Origin of the sequence: Mediterraneibacter glycyrrhizinilyticus, from assembly GCF_015560805.1 — a bacterium.
Lineage (GTDB): Bacteria > Bacillota > Clostridia > Lachnospirales > Lachnospiraceae > Schaedlerella > Schaedlerella glycyrrhizinilytica_A.
In genome coordinates this window covers 331,992-350,994 of the sequence record NZ_JADMSO010000001.1, presented here as the reverse complement: position 1 = coordinate 350,994, position 19,003 = coordinate 331,992, and the positions used below count along the sequence as shown (strand labels likewise).

The 19,003-nt window shown below is 47.6% G+C and carries 18 protein-coding genes; 2 read left to right on the top strand and 16 right to left on the bottom strand.

What is annotated here, in order from left to right:
* Positions 1-21: 21 nt before the first annotated feature.
* From I2H87_RS13940 to I2H87_RS01655, 4 genes are all read right to left on the bottom strand, one after another.
* Entirely contained in the window at positions 22-1,179 is a 1,158-nt protein-coding gene (locus tag I2H87_RS13940; protein ID WP_330611408.1) for an MFS transporter, read from the bottom strand.
* A gap of 53 nt (positions 1,180-1,232) precedes the next feature.
* Positions 1,233-2,264 (bottom strand): phosphate acyltransferase, encoded by a 1,032-nt coding sequence (locus tag I2H87_RS01665; protein WP_207745967.1) that lies wholly within the window; start codon positions 2,262-2,264, stop codon positions 1,233-1,235.
* The gene (locus I2H87_RS01660) at positions 2,257-2,496 is read right to left on the bottom strand and encodes an acyl carrier protein (RefSeq protein WP_117551431.1); all 240 of its coding nucleotides are present in this window, start codon (positions 2,494-2,496) and stop codon (positions 2,257-2,259) included. Before I2H87_RS01660 ends, I2H87_RS01665 begins: the two co-directional genes overlap by 8 nt.
* A 186-nt stretch (positions 2,497-2,682) precedes the next feature.
* Positions 2,683-4,425, bottom strand: coding sequence for a CocE/NonD family hydrolase (locus I2H87_RS01655; protein ID WP_117551433.1), 1,743 nt, complete (start codon positions 4,423-4,425; stop codon positions 2,683-2,685).
* Positions 4,426-4,666: 241 nt separating this feature from the next.
* Here I2H87_RS01655 and I2H87_RS01650 point away from each other — a divergent pair, with 241 nt between their 5' ends.
* Both I2H87_RS01650 and acpS read left to right on the top strand, forming a co-directional pair.
* Entirely contained in the window at positions 4,667-5,362 is a 696-nt protein-coding gene (locus tag I2H87_RS01650; RefSeq protein ID WP_195609175.1) for a TetR/AcrR family transcriptional regulator, read from the top strand.
* A 20-nt stretch (positions 5,363-5,382) separates the two neighbouring features.
* Entirely contained in the window at positions 5,383-5,766 is a 384-nt protein-coding gene (gene acpS / locus I2H87_RS01645) for a holo-ACP synthase (RefSeq protein WP_195609174.1), read from the top strand.
* A gap of 17 nt (positions 5,767-5,783) precedes the next feature.
* On the opposite strand, the gene I2H87_RS01640 is transcribed toward acpS, so the two are convergent.
* The 12 genes from I2H87_RS01640 to I2H87_RS01585 all read right to left on the bottom strand — a co-directional run bounded on the left by I2H87_RS01640 (position 5,784) and on the right by I2H87_RS01585 (position 18,918).
* Positions 5,784-6,983 (bottom strand): ATP-binding protein, encoded by a 1,200-nt coding sequence (locus I2H87_RS01640; protein WP_195609173.1) that lies wholly within the window; start codon positions 6,981-6,983, stop codon positions 5,784-5,786.
* A 165-nt stretch (positions 6,984-7,148) separates the two neighbouring features.
* Positions 7,149-7,595, bottom strand: a complete 447-nt coding sequence (locus I2H87_RS01635; RefSeq protein ID WP_195609172.1) for a VOC family protein — start codon at positions 7,593-7,595, stop codon at positions 7,149-7,151.
* 446 nt (positions 7,596-8,041) lie between these two features.
* Complete coding sequence (locus I2H87_RS01630; protein ID WP_195609171.1) at positions 8,042-9,241, bottom strand: NADH-ubiquinone oxidoreductase-F iron-sulfur binding region domain-containing protein; 1,200 nt, start codon at positions 9,239-9,241, stop codon at positions 8,042-8,044.
* A 3-nt stretch (positions 9,242-9,244) separates the two neighbouring features.
* The gene (locus tag I2H87_RS01625; protein ID WP_195609170.1) at positions 9,245-11,359 is read right to left on the bottom strand and encodes an FAD-dependent oxidoreductase; all 2,115 of its coding nucleotides are present in this window, start codon (positions 11,357-11,359) and stop codon (positions 9,245-9,247) included.
* A gap of 61 nt (positions 11,360-11,420) precedes the next feature.
* The gene (locus I2H87_RS01620; protein WP_195609169.1) at positions 11,421-12,356 is read right to left on the bottom strand and encodes an ROK family glucokinase; all 936 of its coding nucleotides are present in this window, start codon (positions 12,354-12,356) and stop codon (positions 11,421-11,423) included.
* Positions 12,353-13,546: an MFS transporter gene (locus I2H87_RS01615; RefSeq protein WP_195609168.1), complete on the bottom strand. Its 1,194-nt coding sequence runs from the start codon at positions 13,544-13,546 to the stop codon at positions 12,353-12,355. Before I2H87_RS01615 ends, I2H87_RS01620 begins: the two co-directional genes overlap by 4 nt.
* Positions 13,547-13,567: 21 nt before the next feature.
* Complete coding sequence (locus I2H87_RS01610) at positions 13,568-13,912, bottom strand: nuclear transport factor 2 family protein (protein ID WP_195609167.1); 345 nt, start codon at positions 13,910-13,912, stop codon at positions 13,568-13,570.
* A 167-nt stretch (positions 13,913-14,079) separates the two neighbouring features.
* Positions 14,080-15,531, bottom strand: coding sequence for an FAD-dependent oxidoreductase (locus I2H87_RS01605; protein WP_117551452.1), 1,452 nt, complete (start codon positions 15,529-15,531; stop codon positions 14,080-14,082).
* A 168-nt stretch (positions 15,532-15,699) separates the two neighbouring features.
* Positions 15,700-16,320, bottom strand: a complete 621-nt coding sequence (locus I2H87_RS01600) for a nitroreductase family protein (RefSeq protein ID WP_195609166.1) — start codon at positions 16,318-16,320, stop codon at positions 15,700-15,702.
* Between the two features lie 76 nt (positions 16,321-16,396).
* The gene (locus I2H87_RS01595) at positions 16,397-17,446 is read right to left on the bottom strand and encodes a Gfo/Idh/MocA family protein (RefSeq protein WP_117551456.1); all 1,050 of its coding nucleotides are present in this window, start codon (positions 17,444-17,446) and stop codon (positions 16,397-16,399) included.
* Between the two features lie 4 nt (positions 17,447-17,450).
* Positions 17,451-18,509 carry a sugar phosphate isomerase/epimerase family protein gene (locus I2H87_RS01590; protein WP_195609165.1) on the bottom strand — a complete coding sequence of 353 codons (1,059 nt, stop codon included), beginning with the start codon at positions 18,507-18,509 and terminating at the stop codon, positions 17,451-17,453.
* A gap of 13 nt (positions 18,510-18,522) precedes the next feature.
* Entirely contained in the window at positions 18,523-18,918 is a 396-nt protein-coding gene (locus I2H87_RS01585) for a C-glycoside deglycosidase beta subunit domain-containing protein (protein WP_195609164.1), read from the bottom strand.
* Between the last annotated feature and the right edge of the window lie 85 nt (positions 18,919-19,003).

Sequence of the window (19,003 nt, the reverse complement as noted above, 5' to 3'; positions counted from 1 at the left end):
CATATGGAGGGTATGCCTCTGTCAGGCTTTCTTCTTTCTCGCTGTTGCCGCGATCACAACCAGCGCTGCGATCGTCATCCCGACAACCGCTACGATATATACGTTGGTCGTCGTAACCTGTCCGAATACGGCTCCTGCGGTCGTATTCAGAAGTGTCGGCGAGATCAGTTGTCCGAAGCAGTTTCCGCAAGTCATACATGCCGCCGCCATCGCCGTGGATGTCGGTTTTACTGCATTGGATACTTCCACCATCGCGGTCGGGATGAACATTCCCTGGGAGAATCCGCAGAATACGGCTCCCACCATCAACAGTACATAGTTCGACGGGAACAGGATCAACAACAGTCCTCCCACGCTGAATGAGAGCATCGCAACCGGAAGCGTATATTTCTTCGTGATTTTAGTCACCGCTCCGAGCAGCAGGCCGATCACGATCTGTGCGCCGGAAAAGATCCCGGTCAGATTTCCCGAAACGGTCGTGCTTCCTGAGAGACTTCCCGACAAATGCATGGAAATGTTCGTGGAAAATGTGATCAGAAACAGCATTTCGATCACGCCGAGAAGCGCCGTCTTATATACGTCCTTGTTCAGCTCGATCTTATTTTCTCCGCTCACCGCAACCGTTCCGGTCTCCGGCAGACAGAGTGCGATCAGGATCATCGCGATAAATCCGATCACATTTGTATAGTAAGCATAATGAAAATCCATTGCTCCCAGCGCGCCGCCAAGTGTCGTCACAAGCACCATGCCCGCTCCGACACTGGCTGCCTGGATTCCCATCACACTGACCCGCTCATCGCCCTCGAAAAATTCCGCGACAACCGCAGTGTTCAATGCGATACAAAGTCCCAGCGCTACGCCGTACAACGTACGGGATGCGAACAAAAGCCAGAAGTTATCCGCAAGAAACGGAAGAAATCCGGTGATTCCGGCAGTCAGACCCGCAAAGATCAGCATTTTTTTCTTGCTGACTTTCACAACGAGCCAGCCGGAAACGATCGCCACAACGATGGACAAAAATGTCGGCACGGTGACGAGCATCTGTACAAAGCTGACGCCGACTTCCGGAAAATGTTCCTGAATCATCCCCAGCACCGGAGATACACAAAACTGCAGTCCCTGTATAAACGAGATGCAGATGATCGTAATGATAATTTTTGTTTTTTTTGCCTTACTCACAGATATGCGTCCTTTCTCTCTTACTCTTCACTCTTCTGATTGTCGTCCGCATTCTATGCAAGATCTTCTGCCGCCGCACGGAGTACGAGCATCGCTACGTTTCCAAGCATTTCGTCAACCGGAGCGCTGCGTGAAAAATCGCATACCGGCTGTGCAAATCCCTGAAGTACCGGACCGTACGCATTGGCATGCCCGAAAATCTGGATCAGCTTCACGCCGATATTTCCCGCATGAAGATTTGGGAAGATCAGGACGTTGGCTTTTCCCGCCACTTCGCTTTCCCACTTCACTTTCCGTTCTGCCACCTGCGGGATGATCGCGGAATCCAACTGGAACTCCCCGTCGATCTTGATATCCGGCCGGCTCTCTCTCACAATACCGATCGCTTCCCGGATCACTTCCAGACTCTCGTGTTCGGAACTTCCGCATGTGGAAAATGCAAGCATCGCCACTCTCGGATCCCATCCGAGCAGTTTCGATACGGTGTCCGCAGAGGAAATGGCGATCCCTGCCAGATCTTTCGCGTCCGGCTGCGCTGTGATCGCACAGTCTGCAAGTCCGAGCATAGCTCCCTGCGGTCCGTCAAATCCCGGAATATCAGCGATTCCCAGACTGGACACGCTCTCCACGCCCTCCTGCATTCCCACGATCGAAATGGATTCAAAGATCACATCTCCGGTGGAATATTCTTTTCCTGCCGCCACACAGTCTACATGGTGCAGTTTCAGTAAAAACAACGCTGCCCTCAGCGGATCTTTGGATTTTCTTGCCACAGCTTTTGCTGAGAAATCATCGTGTTCTGCCGTATATTCTTCTGCCAGAACAAGACGGTTTTCTTCCACCGTATAATCGTAATAAGTAAATCCGTCTGTCGCGATCCCGTTTTCTTTGGCAAATGCTTCGATTTCTTCTTGATTTCCCATCAGCACAGGGAATCCGATTCCGGATTCTTTCGTTTTCTGTGCGGTACGGAGGATGTCCGCATTTCCCGTCTCCGGAAACGCTACTTTTTTCGGGCACTGTCTTGCCCGCTCTGTCATTGTCTCGATAAATGTATTCACAATGGCACCTTCCTTATTATTCATCCAGTAACTCTGCTACATAGTCTGCTGCTTCCCCGAATGTTTTGCAGCGTTTGAAGTTCAGGTACGGTACTTCCGCATCGAATTCATCCTCCAGAAATGTTGTCATCTGGGAGTAGTTGGCGGATTTCGGATTGAATGCTGCGAACTCGGTGTTCTCATTCATCTCGGAAGCGTCCGCATTCCAGATTTTGCTTGCTTTTTCAATGATTTTTGCTAATACTTCTTCTCTCATGATCTTGATTCTCCTTCTGTTTTCTGTGTTATATTTTCTTTTTACTTTCTGCGCACGCCGCGGTTGCTGCGCTTGCTGTGCTTATTGTATGCGGCGCGGCTTAAATCGGATTTCCGTCTTAGCCGGAAATCCGCGCGCGCCGTGATACAGCGTGCGCGGTCTTTTTATGCTTTCTGCCGGTTCTTTCTATCGGATGATGATGTCTCCGTCCTGGAATTTCGGCGGGATCACCGGAATCTGCAGGAATGACTCATATTCTCCTCCGGCATAGATCAGGTGATTTCCCTTATTGTCGGTATCCCATGTCAGCGGTTCAAACCAGTCTCCGCGGATATAGCGTCCGGAAACCTGTACACGGATCTGCTGTCCTTTGTGGAAGAAACGGCTTGTCGGAACAAGTTCGATGTCAACCGGAACGATTTCTCCCGGCGTCAGCTTCTCATCGCATGTATGTGCCTGTACCGGACAGTAGTCTGTGGAAAGTTTCTCGTCCAATTTTCTTCTGGAAGCACGGAGTTTGCCCCATACGCCCGGATGATCTTCGCCGAACAATGTGATCGGCAGGAATTCTCCCGTTGTGCTTAATTTCTGCACGTTTACGAAAATATCCATATCATTGTAGCTTTCCGCCGCCACATACAGACGCAGTTTCATATATCCGGTCAGTTCGGTATCTTCCTCAAATTTGTAATCAAAGCATACTTCTCCGGTCGCGCTGTCATAAGATACATGTGCGGCATCTTTGACCGGCTCTGTCTTCATCGAATTGTCGGAAGCGTCCAGATACAGCTTCTCGTATTTTGTACGTTTCAGCGGGAAAGAATCTTCCGCACGGTTTGTCTGGTAATTGAACTCTCCGACATCCTGTACTTCGATCCGTACTTTCGGCGTCAGTTCCCAGCCGTTACGCTCCAGTTTCAGATATCTTGCATAGAATTTCTCCAGATCTTCGATATTCTCATTACTGTATGCATCCGGCCACTCGAAGTTTCTGTGCGCGCGCAGCCATTTCCGGCGGGATTTACATTTGCGGAATGCATTCATCGATCCGCGCAGATGGAAATGATTCCAGCATGCGGTCTGATATACCGGGATCTTTACTTTGGAGAAATCCGGTTCTTTATCTTTCCAGTATGTGCAGTTTACGAACGGATATTTTTCCAGGTTCATCGGAGTGTTGTCGATGTAGTTCGGGCCGCATGCCTCACGCATAACAAATGCAACGAATGTCTTTGCCGGGATTCCGCCCTCGCACAGAGATTCTCTGTACATATCGGTTGTAGACTCCCACGGTGCGATACATGCAAGGTGCGGCGGCTGCTGAGCGGCAATTCTCCACTGTGTCATGGCTACACAGCTGTTTCCTGCCAGACCGCAGCGTCCGTTACACCAATCCTGCTCGGCTGCCCATTCGATAAAGTCATATCCGTCTTTTCCGTCCTGTGTTCCGAACTGTACGAAATCTCCCTCGGAATGTCCGATTCCTCTCGGATCCACATTGGCGATCGCGTAACCGTGACGGCACCAGTATCCCGGGTCCGGGCTTTCAAACTTGGACATATCGGATACTGTGTGCGGCGGAACTCCCATGATCTGCCACTCTGCCTGTCCCTCAAACGGACGTTTTCCATAGAAACTCCAGGAAATGATCAGCGGGTATTTTCCCTCTGCTTCCGGTTTGTAAATATCTGCGTAGATCGTCACGCCGTCGCGCATTTTTACCGGAACGTCCTGCATACAGATGATGCCGTCTTCCGGGCTGTATGTACGCTGGTTGAGCGCCGGCTGGATTTTTGCGTGCTCACGCTCTTCCAGAGACATCGCCTCAAATTCTTCCGCGGTACATGGATCCATCATTTTGGTCATCCAGATTTCCACCTGTTCTCCATCCATGTCCACTGTTTTTAAGATTTTTTCTACTTCACCCATTTGTGTTTTTCCTCCTGACAGTGTTTTCATCAGATGCCCCGGGCAGAAGTTCCTGACCTTAGCATCATTTCTTTTTTATCATTTTAAAAAAATACAGGCCAGATCGACAGAACACATTGTCTCAAACTGTTCAAATCATACAGTTTTGAAAAAAGTGTTCAATTCTTGCTTTTCTTCTTCAGCTTTAGTAAAATAAATACGGATTTTAAACTTTAAAAACGTAGTAGAAAGGAGTTTTTGCATGGCTGACAATTTTATTGCCGGAAAAACCGCAAAATCCGAACAGACCAGAAAGCGTATCGTGCATACCTTTCTTTCATTGATAGACGAAAAAAAATGGGATAAGATCACGGTCAAAGAACTTTGCGCCCGATCCGAGATCACACGCGGTACTTTTTATCAATATTACAGTGATATTTATGAACTGATGGAGCAGATCCAGGAGACATTGCTGGAAGACATTCAGACACGTTTTGCAAAGATTACCGCCGAATCCCGTTCCGGATTTCCGATCGAAGAATTTCTGGAAAAATTCGATTACGAACCGCCGCAAAATCTGATCGTCTGGTTTGATTTCTGCAAAGACAATCAGGAGGCGATCCGGGCGCTTCTCGACTTACAGAACGGCGATATTTATTTTGAAAAGAAATTAAAATATCTGCTGATCGACACGATCAACGATATGATGGATACCGACGGGCTGCCCCATGACGAACTGCGGAATTACTTTGTCAAAGCCTTTTCGGAACTGCATTTCCTAGCCGCGCGGATCTGGCTGGAATCCGATGAATCCGACTTTTTATCCGTATCGGAAGTTGTAAACTTATTGAATACGATGCGGGTCGGCGCCGGATATCTGACGTTCAAGCGGAACATTTCACCGGAATTTGAACAAAAGATCAAGGGATTATATGATGCCAGCGGCAAAAGACCATAAAACGAAAGGAGACTTCTCTCATGCTCTATGGAATCGGAACCGATATTTTAAATATCCATCAGATCGAATCTTCGGTATCGGACCGGCTGGATCCGTTTGTCCGCAAAATCTATACGCCTGCGGAGATCGAACTGATCGAAAGCCGACCGATTCCGCTGTACAGCTATGCCACACGTTTTGCCGGGAAAGAAGCCGTTTTTAAGGCTTTGAATTTAAACGGAAATGCGATCCGGCTGAATGAGATCGAGATTCTGGAAAATGAAAACGGACAGCCACAGGTCTCACTGCACGGCAAGGCAGAACAATTGGCAAAAGAAAAGAAGATCACGACGATCATGATCTCCCTTTCTTACGATACCGATTATGCGGTTGCTTATGCGGCGGCGGAATACGCGCCTCACTGATCCGCGCCGATTTACTGCTACCATTGATTCATCAATAAAAAATCTCTGATATTTTTATTCGGAATCCCATTTCGACTGCGGGAAATTTCATCCATCGTCACAACATATTTCGGATAGTTGTCCGGTATTTTTTCCAGCACAGAAAATTCCCGCTCTACGGTCCGCTCATCTGCCAGCAGATACGCCACCTGTACATATATTTTTTCATTTCCCTTTTTCGCCACAAAATCTACTTCCTGTGTATCTGCCTTTCCGACATACACTTCATAACCCCGGCGCAGTAATTCCATATAAATAATATTTTCAAGTATCTGGTCTATATCCCGCAGATTATTTCCGTAAATAGCTTCGCGCATTCCATGATCCGCCAGATAAATCTTCTCCTGAAACTGCAGAACCCGTTTGCCAATTACGTCTTCGCGTTTGACAAAATGGAACAGACAAGCCGATTTTCCGTATTCAATATAGTTATAAACAGTCTCCATTGAAAGACTTCTGCGCTCATTCTTCAAATATTTTATAATGTTTCCCGCCGAAAACGTATGCCCGATCCCGGTTATAAAATAGAGAAAAATCCGTTTCAACTGTTCAAGATCACGAATCTTATAACGTTCCGCAATATCTTTCAAAATAATCGATGAGTAAATATCATTCAAATATTGTTTGACACTTTCATCCTGAAAAGGAAATTGATATAAAAACGGCATTCCTCCCTGCACCAGATAGCGCTGAAAGTTTTGAGGGGACGCTTCCTCCCCAACTGCCGAAAGCATTTCCCCATAAGAAAACGGATACACCTTAAACTCTACATATCGTCCTCCGAGATAAGTTGCCAATTCCCCCGACAGCATCTTCGCATTTGATCCCGTAATATAAATATCTACATCAAAATCAATCATACAGGCATTTACCATGGTCTCCCATCCGGTAAGTTCCTGAATCTCGTCCAGCATCAGATATACTCTTTTTTTAGACTTCTCCGTAAACTGCTTAATATGCTGATAACATGTTTCAACCGATTGAAGATATGTTTTCGACTTTGATTCAAAATTCACAAAAAGAAACTGCTCCTGCTCCGCCCCCTGTTTTATTAAATCTTCCTGTATCAATTGGAGCATAACAGATTTTCCGCATCGTCGGATTCCGGTTAATACTTTCACAATATTCTGGTTCATAAACGGTCGGATTTTTCTTATATACAACTCTCGTTCGATCATTTTCTCACCCTCTTTTTAATCTCTTATTTATAGAGTATACCAGAATCCTTTTTTCTATTCAAGAAGACTATCAACTTATACTAGAATCTTTTATCACCATCTCATTTTTTATACTTATACTGGAATTCTTAATCTTTTAAAAAGAAATAGCCGGCGAAAAATACCTCACTGATCCGCGCCGATTTCCAGAAGCAGCCCCGTCTCTTCCAGCAGATCCGCATACGCAACCAGAGGTTTTCCATCCGGCCAACGTACATCCAGATACGGTTTTCTTCCCGATGTCCGCTCTGCCATTCCTACTACCTCTTCATACGTCGCATCCGATTCCAGTTTCACATGGTGCAGCGACGGACCATGCTGATCCAGCCACTCCTGAAATACGCCCGGTCCGGTCGGTGTGCAAAGCTCGATCTCATATCCCTCTCCCCGGAAAATTGCCGTGCGGATATTCAGTCCCACACCGTCATTTACAAGTTTGTCATCGAAAAAAGGACTTGCGCTTTCGATCTTCCACGGTCCGATCCCCAATTCTTCTTCATAGATCTTCACTGCTTTCTCCAAGTCTCTCACAACGATCCCAAGATGCAGTACCTTCCCAAATTTCAGTCCCATATTTTTCTCCTTTTCCATTTCATCACAGAATCTTCATTGTCCGTATTCTACCATCTTTACGCCTCTGTTTCTTGTACATTTCCGTTCTATTCCATTTAAGATTTTGTATAAAAAAGAGACGCCGCTCATTTGGACGTCTCTTTGGATAAAAATCATATTTTACTTTTTACCCAAAGCGAACACTTTCAATACACATGAAATCTTCCATATAAAGCGATTTTCTGCGTTATCCGCGATCGCTGTACGTCCAGTACAGCTCACTTGTCTGCCTTGAAAATCGCTTTTTCTGAAAGATTTCATGCCGCAGGGTCTCAAAATCGTGTGCAGTATCATTTTACAAGGAAGTAGATTGAGGCGTACAGGGCGTACGCCAAATGATACTGACGCAGTAAAAGGTCTGCACACGATTTTTGAGACTGGTTTAAAAGTGTTCGCTTTGGGTATTCTTACCGTTTAAATCTTCCGACTTTTGTCAGACGGTTCGGCAGTTTCGGTACTTTGCCCGATGTCTTGATGATCGCCCCCGCATCGCAGGCTTCGATACATTTTCCACACTGGTCGCAGTCAAATTCATCGATCATATGGATGTATTTTGCTTTTCCCTCGATACAGTCTTTCGGGCATACATCCGCACATTCTCCGCATCCCTGACAGAGTTTCGGATCGATGTAGATCACTTCTTCCGAGAAGCATACGCCTGCCGGACATTTTTTCTTCTTGATATGCGCTGTAAATTCGCTTTCGAATTTCTCCACCGCGCTCAAAGCGATCTTCGAAGAAACCTGTCCCATCGTACATGGTGTGGAATACGTCATCGCCTCCCCGATCTCCTTTGTCAGATCAAGGAATTCCGCTTTTCCTCTTCCCTCGGTCGTCTCTTTCTGCATATACTGTAACTGCAGAAGTCCCTCGCGGCAAAATACACATTTTCCGCAGCTCTGTTTGCGGGACGCAAGCAATGCTTTTTCGGTCTCGCTTACGATACAGTCGGAAGCTTTCAGGACACGGATCACACCGTTGTCCGGATGTACTTCTTCCAATGTCATCTCTGCCGCTTCCGGTCCGTAATATTCATATCCGATGCAGAACCCTTTTGCGCCTGCCGCATCTTCTGTCAGCTCGGACACTTTTGTCTCTGCAGATACTTTTTTCAGTTCGCCTCCGTTGACCGATACATACACGCCGTCTTCACAGCATCCGGCAAATGTATCCGCCAGATCGGCAGCGGTCACGATATGGAGCAATGCGCTTCCCTTGCATGCGCGCACATTGACCAGTCCTACGATCACTTCCACGCCAGCCTGCTCTGCCGCTTCTTTCACTGCAGCTTCCTTATCTGCCGCATATTCCGGAAGATAAAGCACCTTTTTCTCTGTTCCGAGCGCATAGGCTGCGATCGCGATCCCCTCCATGACTTTCTGCGGATCTGCCAGAAGCACTTCCAGAAGAACGCCTGTCGTGTCCGCGTTATTCAGCGCAGCGACAACGCCAAGTTCTTTTTCTTCTTCCTTGCTTTCTTCCACCGCACGGACAAGACGTTCGGAAAGCAGTTCTTTTTCCAGTCCGTATTCTTTAAGTCCGGATGTTTTGATCTGTTCCAGGACTTCTTCTCTGCTCAATTTCATTGCACATTCCAAAGCACTCATTCCTTACGCCTCCTTATTCTCTGTAAAATCGCCCCAAAGTCTCGGTCCGGAGATCTGCAGACGAAGATCGCACTGCAGACAGCGTCCTGCTTCCGCGCAAATGTCGGAATCGCAGATTCCATGGTCGAATAAGTTAAAATTATCCTGACGTTTCTCTGCCTCGTCGATCTGTGGCTCTTTCCGTTCTTCGTATCCGAATCCCGGGCACTGTCCGATATACGGATCTGCATTCTGTTCCGGAGCCAGTTTCTCGGAAATGTCTCCGTCTCCGCCCAGATATTTATCGATCTGGCTTGCCGCCTCACGTCCGGACTCGATCGCCATGATCACCGATTTTGTTCCGTAGATCACGTCTCCTGCCGCGAAGATTCCCTCCACGGAAGTCGTTTTATCTTTTTCCATATCTTTGACAACGATACTGTTTCCTCTTCCCAGTTCCAGTCCGGCTTCTTCTGTGATGTCCGGTCTCTGTCCGACTGCAAAGATCACGGTGTCTGCGTCGATATGATGTTCGCTTCCCTCTTCTTTCTCGATGATCGCACGACGGTTCTCATCAAATGTAAAGGATTTTACATTCATGAAGTCCACACCTGTCACATGGTCTTCGCCTGTGATCCGCTCAAATGTCTGCGCCGGATGTACGAAGATTCCCTCTTCCTGTGCCTGTGTGATCTCTTCCTCGTCAGCGGTCATCACATCTCTTGCTTCCAGACACGCAAGGTGGATTTCTTCCGCTCCGAGACGTTTTGCGGTTCTTGCACAGTCAAACGCAACGTTTCCTCCGCCGAGTACGATGATCCGTTTTCCGATTCCGGTTTCATTTCCCATGCTTGCATTGCGCAGGAAATCTGCGTTTAAGATCACGCCGTCCAGCTCGCTTCCCTCCATCGGAAGACGCACGCCTTTATGTCCGCCGATCGTCATCAGCACTGCGTCGTATTCTTTCAAAAGCTCTGCCGGTTTCTCGACTTTTGTATTGACTTCGATCTTCACACCCTGCTCTTCGATCACTTTCGCTTCCTCTGCGATGATCTCTCTCGGCAGACGATAAGACGGGATTCCGTATGCCATCATACCGCCCACGGTCGGAAGCGCTTCTTTCAATGTCACGTCATGTCCCTGTTTGCGCAGGTAATATGCCGCTGTCAGACCTGCCGGACCTGCGCCCACTACGCAGACTTTCTTTCCGGTATCGGCAAGCTGTTTTCCTTTGCCTTTCCAGTAGGATCCGGTATCGTGGTCTGCCGCATACCGTTTGATGTTGCGGATCGACATTGCTTCGCTGACTTCTTTTCTCTTACATTCCAGTTCACATACATGGTTACAGATATATCCCAATGCTTTCGGGAACGGAACTTTTTCACGGATCACTGCCGCCGCCGCATCAAATTCTCCGTTTTTCACATGACGGATATAACGCGGTACGTCGGTGTGTGCCGGACATGCGTGACGGCACGGAACAACGGCTTCTTCTTTTTTCACTTCGCTGTTCATCAGCTTGTCGCGGATCGTTCCGGTCGGACATACTTCCACGCACGCTCCGCAGAAACGGCAGTCCGCGTCTTTCAGCAGTTTGTTATGTAAGGTTCCGACATAAGTCTCCATCTCTTTTTTCTGGTACTGAAGCACTTTTACACCGCGCAGTTCGTTACATGCGCGCACACATCTTCCGCAGAGAACACAACGGTTCATATCGTGCAGGATCAGCGGATTGTCTTCCTGCGGACGGAATCCTTTTGTGCGCATTTTCAGACGTCCGGTCTTCGGTCCGATATACTGGATCAATGTCTGCAGCTCGCAGTTTCCGTATTTCGGGCAGGTGGAACAGTCTTCCGGATGTCCGGTCAGAAGCAGCTCCAGCGCCAGCATTCTGAGTTTTTCCAGTTCCGGCGTCTTTGTATGGATCACCATTCCGTCTTTTGCTTTCAATGTACAGGATGTGGTCGCCCCCTCCTGTCCCTCTACTTCTACCACGCACATCCGACAGGACCCAAGCGGGCTTAAGTCTTTGTGGTGGCACAGGTGCGGAATATAGATGCCTGCATCCAGAGCACATTCCAGCACATTTTTATTCTCCGGAACTTCCAGTCTTGTTCCGTCAATTGTAATCACTGCCATGTCAGCAACCTCTCTTTCTCGATTCGTTCTTTCTTATCTCTCTGTTGAAAATGCTGTTTTCCTAGAAAAGCAGGCGGACACATCCGTACATTCCCGCATCGTTTCCGAGTGTTGCCAGTGTGATCTCCGTCGACTCACAGGCATGGAATGTCCGCTCTGTAAAATATTTCCTGATGCCGTCGATCAGGATCGCTCCGGCGCGGGATACGCCTCCGCCGATCACGAAGACTTCCGGATCCACGATCGAAGCGATATTTGCCAGCGCGGTTCCCAAGATCCTGCATAATTTTTCAACCAGTTCTCCCGCCACTTTGTCTCCGTCTTTCGCCGCGTCAAAAATATCTTTTGCCGTCAGATCATCCAAGCTTCTCAATACCGTCTCGCTGTCGTCCGCTTCCAGTTTCTGTCTTGCCATGCGGACAATTCCCGTAGCGGAAGCATACTGCTCGAGACAGCCTTTCTTTCCGCATCCGCAAGTGTCTGTCTCATCGTCGCGCATCTTGATATGTCCGATCTCTCCGCCTGCGCCGTGGAATCCGGAGATCATTTTACCGCCGATGATGATCCCGCCGCCGACTCCGGTCCCGAGTGTGACCATCACGACATCCTCATGACCTTTTCCGCCGCCCTGCCACATTTCTCCTAATGCGGCAACATTCGCATCGTTTCCGGCTTTTACGAGAAGTCCTGTCTTCTCGGACAGGATCTGCTCAACGTTGATCACGCCCCAGCCTAAGTTTACACATTTGTGAACGGTTCCGTCCGCTCCAACCGGTCCCGGAACGCCGAGCCCGATTCCCTGCACGTCGTCCTTTGCGATCTGCTTTTCTTCCATTTTCCCGAGAACAGCCGCTGCCACATCGTCGAGGATCGCCGCGCCGTTGTTTTCAGTGTTGGTCGGGATCTCCCATTTCTCCACGATCACACCGCTCATATCAAACAGTCCGATCTTGCAGGTCGTTCCTCCGATATCTACTCCAAATCCATACCGTTTCATTGATTTTTCTCCTTTTTTGCCTTATTTGCCGATGCGATCCACACGATCACACCGAATATCAACATTCCGGCGAACGAAATCACGAACTGATTTCTTGCCGAATTTTCACCAAGTAATTTTGCCGCGTTTCCAAGGAAGATCGGTGCGATCAAACCGCCGATCCCGCCGATGATCGAAAACATTCCGCTTGCTTTCGCCACCGCTTCCTGCTCCACGGAGATCGAGATCAGATAAGATCCGATCGCCATAAAACAGCTCAATGACACGCCGCAGAGCGCACTTGCAATATATATGCCCGCCATGCCGGGTACAAACAAGATCACGCCGTATCCCACCGCCGCCGCGAAGATCGAAAACGTCAGCGTATACGTTTTGAAAAATCCGGAGATCTTTGCGAAAAACATTCCCACAAGCAGTGCGAACGCCGCATTGACCGCGGTTACCACACCTGTCACCGACGGATCTTCCGTAATATTCTGCGTGATATAAATACTGATGTTTGTGTTATACGCATTGATAAACAACGTATGTACAAAGGATGCAAAGGAAATCACAAACACCATTTTATTCAGTTTCAGATCCGATGCTTTTTCCACCTGTGCGGGCGGCGTCTCGATCAGCACTGCTTTCACGCCGAGCAGCGCCGCAAATGCGATCAAATATACAAGGTAAAAATACCGGTAACCGATCCCTGCCAGCATTCCGCCGAGCAGATTTCCCACCATCGTTCCGATTCCCATGCCGACAACGTGCAGTCCCATATAACCTGCCCGCTCTTCCGGCGGGAAAAATTCACTGATGATCGCAGTATTCATCGGACCCATAATACCATATCCGAATCCGATCACGATCCGCGCGATCAAAAGTACCGCGAAACTTTCCAGAAAAAACGGAAGCACACCGCAGCATCCGACGATCAAAAGACCCAGTAATGTAATATTTTTCTTGCTGATCTTCGTCGTCATCCATCCGACCATCAAAGAACCGACGATCAGAAGCAGATACATGATCGTCTGCAAAAGCTGTACCGCGCTCGTTCCGTACTGCTGGTATTTCTCATTTAAAATACCGAGTACCGGCAGGATTCCCGTAATGTTCAGCCCAAATGCAAACGCTACGATAAATACGCTTGCCGCCACACGACGTTTTACCGACGGTGCGATCTCCGTTTTTGTCACACATTCTGACATTTTTTCAACCTCTTTTCGATCTTATTCGCAAGGTTGTAATACGTCCCAATGCTCTGCGAGCATCCCTTCTTCCAGTCTGTATATATCAACGACACGACATCTTGTTGTTCCGTCCGGCGCAACGTTTTTTAGATAAACCGCAACCATATCTTTTTCTGCGATCAACATCTGGATATCAAGGGCAAATTCCGGATGCTCCCGAAATTTCTCCGCAAAAGCCCGTTTCAGCCCGTCTCTTCCCTGTTCTACTCCCGGGTTATGCTGAACGTAATCTTCCCTCACGTAGCGATCCGCCGAATCCACGATATGATCGTTGAAAAACTCCTGATAAAATCTGCGGATCACTTCTTTATTTTTTTCCTCCATATTCTACCTCCGCCCGTTTTCGGGCCAGTTTGATCTCAGGCTTCCTTATAAGCCTGTTTTCTAAAACAGAGCGGATACCGTTTCCAAAAAGGAGTCATACCCGCTCTGCCGCTTTATTTTACACTATCTGCTATGAATCTGTATTGCTGATCACTTTCTGATCGCTTTTAATCTTCATCCTCTACATACTCTGCTGCGCTCATACCTGCGATACGTCCGGTATTTACTGCAAATCCCATGGAGTTACCCGGGAGTAAGAACATGTAGCTGTCATCATAAATGTTACATGCGTCGGCGCCTGCCGCATACAGTCCCGGAACCGGCTCGAAATCTTTATCGCATGCTTCGCAGTTCTCGTTGATACGGATTCCGCCAACTGTTCCGTATCCGCCCGGACGGATCCGTGCCGCATAGTATGGAGCTTTTGTCAGAGGTCTCATATATTTCTTCGGTTTGAAGAATTCTTCGTCTGTGCTGTCGCAGAAATCATTGTATTCATCTACGGTATCTACCAGATTGTCTACATCGATTCCTACCATTTCAGCCAGTTCTTCAATGCTGTCCGCAATGAACAGTCCCTCGTTTCCGTTTGCTTGTGCCATCTTTACGCCCTCAACGAAATCTGATACATCCGGATCCGGACGAACAAGGCTTACGTTATCAACGCCGTTCTTCATGTAGTATTTTGCGATGGAAGAATCAATGATGCTGATGACAACTTTTCCTTTCTGGTGAGAAGCCACATTGGAAAGGAATGTTGTGTTCTGCATATGGTCTTCGTTCATCACACGTTTTCCCTGAAGGTTTACAAGGAGGTTTGGCTGGCTCATGATATTTCCAACGCTTCCCGGAAGATCGTCCACGCCCTCGATCGCAGCTGCCTGTTCGATACGTACCGGAAGTTTGTCTGCGCCTGCTTCCCATGCCATCTTCAGACCGTCTCCCATGATTCCCGGGATCGCGAAGTTGAACATATCTACGCCGTGTTTGTATCCTGTCTCTTCTTCGATGAACTCTTTGTTGCATCCGGCTCCGCCTGTACAGATGATCGCTGCCTTACATGCGATCTCGATCTCTTTTCCGTCTTTATCTGTAGCAAGAACGCCTGCTACTTTTCCGTCTTTCTTGATGATCTTCTTTGCCGGAGTTTCCAACAGGAATTTTACGCCCAGTTCCTGTGCTCTCGCGTAAAGTGCTTTGTTCATAAAGGACGCCGCTCTCGGTCCGATTCCTGTATCTGTCTTTACAATATGCCATGTTGCTTCTGATTTCGGGAAGTAACGGAACGCTCCCTCGAACTCTACGCCCATGTCTTCCAGCCACTCGATCGTCTCTCCGGACTGCTCGAAGTAACGTTTTACAAGTCTCGCGTCTACATTATAATGTGTGTATTCCATGAACATATTGAATGCTTTTTCCACGCTGATGTCGATCATATTCTGTTTCTGGTACTTCGTTCCGATTCCTAACGGTCCCATTCCCATGTTTGCCGCGCCGCCGACTGCCGCTGCTTTCTCTACAACGATGACTTCAGCTCCGTCTTCTGCTGCCTGAACGGCTGCGGATAATCCGGACGGACCGCCTGCAATTACTACGATTTGTGTTTCATAATCTGCCATTGTCTTTCCCTCGCTTTTTTACTATTAATAAGTTCCTTGATTTACTGTTATTGTACTTTCTTTTTTCAAACGGAAATATCTGTTTTTTGATGAAAAACGCCCCGTTTTTTGTCCTAAAATATATGATTTTTTCAAAGAACAGCAAAAAAACATATATCATTTTTGCTGTCACGGTAAATATGTCACGTCAAACTCCGGCAATTGTCTCGTATCTTCCCGGTAGAGATCCGAAACCGCATATCCGAGACTGCATCCCTCAAATGCATAATTTTCTTCTTCCGGGAGTCCGAACAGGCGCTTCATCGCCGACTGATCTTTCACATCGCTGACGCCGGAGCAAAGTTTGAACCCCAGCCCCAGTTCGGTCGCACGCAGCCACATATTCTCCATTACATAGCCGAGCGCCGCATGTTCTCTTGCAGGCCGCCCTGACCGCTCCGCCGCTACGATCAGAAGCGGCGCCATAAAAAGATCCACAGGTTTCTTTCCCGCACCATTTTTGACTGCTCCGGCATAAACAGGGTATTTTTCTTCCAAATGTTTTTCTTCTACTTCACGCAGATCTTCTTTTCTTGCCTCCAGAACAAGATCCATCAGTTTTTCCGCCGTTTCGCTTCCTCTTTTTATCACAAAGAAATGACGGAAATCAGTCTTTCCTGCCTGCGCCAGCCCGGCAAACGGAGCCTGTCTTCCCGCTTCCAGAACCTGTTCGATCTGCTCTCGCTTCACTTCTTCCTCTGTATAATTTCTTGTGGACTTTCTTTTTCGGATCGCCTCATATACTTCCATTTTTATATCTCCTACTACTACTTAAAGCACAATTCAGCAACAAGTCTCCCTGCTGCTGAATCTGTGTGTTTTTATCTTATTTTTCAAATTCGATCGCTTTTCCGGTACGTGCGGATTCTCTTACCGCATCCATCACGCACAGAACACGTCTTACCTGTTCCGGTTTGATGATCACTTCTTCTTCGCCGTTAAATGCTTTCAGGAAGTGCTCAAAATACATTCTATGCGATACGTTTACTTCCGGAAGCGGTTCTTCCTGAAGCAGTCCCGGAGCTGCCGGTCCGAAGCTTCTTGTCGGTCCTGCCGCTGTCATTGTGATCTTGCCCGGTACGTTTTCAAGCAAGTGTGCGGTACGCACGATCTTTCCCTCGCCTGCAAATCCGTCGATCATTGCAGATCCTTTGTTTCCGCCGATGAACCATCCGCGCTTTGGTGTCAGATAGTATGTTCCAAGCTCGATCTCGGCTGTCACGCCGTTTGCAAATTTCATGATGATGTTAAAGTAGTCGTCTACATTTTCATTGATGACATTCTGTACGTCTGCATACAGAGATACGATATCAGATTTTACCATATCCAGCATCTGGTCGATCAGATGAACGCCCCAGTCGTAGAGCATTCCTCCGCCCATCTCCGGATATACGTGCCAGTCATGCATGTTTCCGTTGAATCCGTAAAGCTGGGATTTGATCACATACATATCGCCGACCATGTTTTTATCATAAACTTCTTTCATGATGCGGTAGTCGGTATCCCATCTTCTCTGCTGATGTACGGTAAAGATCACGCCGTTCTCTTTACATGCCGCTACCATCTCGTCAAACTCAGCAACACTCATCGCTGCCGGTTTCTCACAGATGACATGCTTTTTCGCTGCAGCCGCTTTCTTTACCATCTCCGGATGGCTTGGGTTCGGAGTGGATACCATCACAACGTTGATATCCGCTTTTTCCAGCATCTCATCGATGCTTCCGTATGTCTCTACTCCCTCCGGAGCGTCTTTTAACTGTTCCGGATTGGTATCTGCAACTGCCACAAGATCGATCTCATCAAATGTAGCCATCATATCTGCGTCACAGTGTCCCATGAAACCAAATCCGACGATTCCTAATTTCATTTTCTCCATAATCTTATCCCTCTATCGCTCTTCTCATTGCTTCCTGATGACGTCTTACCTGTTCGATACTGTCTACTTCCATATCTGCTCTCAAGTGCTCTCCGCCCTCATACTCTGAACTTAAGTATCCTTTGTATCCGGCTTTCTTGAATGCTTCTACAACTTCCGGGATCGCAACTGCCGTCTCTGTATAATCTTCATGGACATTGTAGAATTTTGCATGTGTATGGAAAATGTAATCAATGTTGTCAATGATATCCTGCGGATCTGACCAGGAATATGTGAAAGAAGATCCCGCGTACATCATATCTGCCGGACCGCCGCCTGCTTTTTCTACGGCTTCCATCATCTCTTTCATTCCGTTAGCCATACGGTATTCCATGTTGGCTTTTCCAAGATCCAGATCATATTTGATCTTCACGAATCCTTTTTCGATTCTCTGTGCATATGCATCGTCTACGATCTTGATACATTCTTCGGATGCGCCCATTCTTCTTGCTTTGTCTCTCAGAACGTCCGGAATGTTCTTGCAGAAGATTCCCATATCCGGGATAAATCCGAAATACTTTGTACCTGTGCGGTGGATCATCTCCATATATCCGTCAGCCCATCCGGAATTCAGTGAGAACGGTGCGTGCACTTCCAGACCGATCTTAACGTCCATTTTCTCTGCATATTCCAAACTTCCCTCGATCACGTCCATCGGAGTGGAAACGAGTGTACGCAGGTTCTTAAATCCGAGCATGGATGCCAGACGAATGTCGCGTTTCATCATATTGACCTGCTCGCCGATGGAGAGCATACGGTTGTCGTAAATATGGTTTTCCAAAAATGCGTCGTAGCAGGACGGCTCCAGATTATATTTTTTCAGCCATCCAAACCACTGCTCACGGAAAGCTTCGTCCTCGATCGGAAGCGGGAATCTGCGGATCATCTGCTCTGCCAGAAGTTCTACTCCTGTCGCGCCTGTTTTTGCGGTTTCTCTTAAGCATCCTTCCAGATCAAGCTGTTTGTTGTAATATTCATCCTGATAACTGTACAGGGAAACACTTCTTTTAATATCGTAACTCATGTTTTGTTCCTCCTTACTCAATCACGAAATCTGTCTCGCATACCGCCTCGATCTGGAACGGCATATAGGACGGGTCAATAATCTGCAGTGTGTTGATGTGGTGGCTTCCTTTGGAAAGTCCGCCCTCCGTCAATACAGATACGGTTGCATAGTCGCCGAATTCCCAACGGTAATCGGAATCGATCACGGTACGCATTTCTTCGAGAGTAAATGTCTCTCCGTTTACAGTAAGACGAACTGCCTCTCTCGGGTAGTCCACACCGTCTACGTTTACTTTGATGTCTCTTACGATGGAAAGTGTGATTCCACGATAATACTGTGCTTTGAACTGAAATTCAAAACCAGTTACTTTTCCGTCTGCTTCGATATTCTTAAATCCGTCCGGATTGTAAATCTGTCTTCCAGCCATTGTTTTGATTTCCTCCTTAAATCTATTGTAGATCTGTTTTCACATTTTCAATAAATCAATAAAAACGGCAGAACCGTCTCCGGCA

What these genes read in the sequence shown, in the direction of transcription:
- I2H87_RS01620 (WP_195609169.1), bottom strand. Translation starts at nt 12,356, where the DNA reads ATGAAACGGTATGGATTTGGAGTAGATATCGGAGGAACGACCTGCAAG.
- I2H87_RS01640 (WP_195609173.1), bottom strand. Translation starts at nt 6,983, where the DNA reads ATGATCGAACGAGAGTTGTATATAAGAAAAATCCGACCGTTTATGAAC.
- I2H87_RS01585 (WP_195609164.1), bottom strand. Translation starts at nt 18,918, where the DNA reads ATGGCTGGAAGACAGATTTACAATCCGGACGGATTTAAGAATATCGAA.
- I2H87_RS01655 (WP_117551433.1), bottom strand. Translation starts at nt 4,425, where the DNA reads ATGGGTGAAGTAGAAAAAATCTTAAAAACAGTGGACATGGATGGAGAA.
- I2H87_RS01600 (WP_195609166.1), bottom strand. Translation starts at nt 16,320, where the DNA reads ATGGAAGTATATGAGGCGATCCGAAAAAGAAAGTCCACAAGAAATTAT.
- I2H87_RS01630 (WP_195609171.1), bottom strand. Translation starts at nt 9,241, where the DNA reads ATGAGTGCTTTGGAATGTGCAATGAAATTGAGCAGAGAAGAAGTCCTG.
- acpS (WP_195609174.1), top strand. Translation starts at nt 5,383, where the DNA reads ATGCTCTATGGAATCGGAACCGATATTTTAAATATCCATCAGATCGAA.
- I2H87_RS01625 (WP_195609170.1), bottom strand. Translation starts at nt 11,359, where the DNA reads ATGGCAGTGATTACAATTGACGGAACAAGACTGGAAGTTCCGGAGAAT.
- I2H87_RS01650 (WP_195609175.1), top strand. Translation starts at nt 4,667, where the DNA reads ATGGCTGACAATTTTATTGCCGGAAAAACCGCAAAATCCGAACAGACC.
- I2H87_RS01605 (WP_117551452.1), bottom strand. Translation starts at nt 15,531, where the DNA reads ATGGCAGATTATGAAACACAAATCGTAGTAATTGCAGGCGGTCCGTCC.
- I2H87_RS01635 (WP_195609172.1), bottom strand. Translation starts at nt 7,595, where the DNA reads ATGGGACTGAAATTTGGGAAGGTACTGCATCTTGGGATCGTTGTGAGA.
- I2H87_RS01660 (WP_117551431.1), bottom strand. Translation starts at nt 2,496, where the DNA reads ATGAGAGAAGAAGTATTAGCAAAAATCATTGAAAAAGCAAGCAAAATC.
- I2H87_RS01665 (WP_207745967.1), bottom strand. Translation starts at nt 2,264, where the DNA reads ATGAATAATAAGGAAGGTGCCATTGTGAATACATTTATCGAGACAATG.
- I2H87_RS01590 (WP_195609165.1), bottom strand. Translation starts at nt 18,509, where the DNA reads ATGAGTTACGATATTAAAAGAAGTGTTTCCCTGTACAGTTATCAGGAT.
- I2H87_RS01610 (WP_195609167.1), bottom strand. Translation starts at nt 13,912, where the DNA reads ATGGAGGAAAAAAATAAAGAAGTGATCCGCAGATTTTATCAGGAGTTT.
- I2H87_RS01595 (WP_117551456.1), bottom strand. Translation starts at nt 17,446, where the DNA reads ATGGAGAAAATGAAATTAGGAATCGTCGGATTTGGTTTCATGGGACAC.
- I2H87_RS01615 (WP_195609168.1), bottom strand. Translation starts at nt 13,546, where the DNA reads ATGTCAGAATGTGTGACAAAAACGGAGATCGCACCGTCGGTAAAACGT.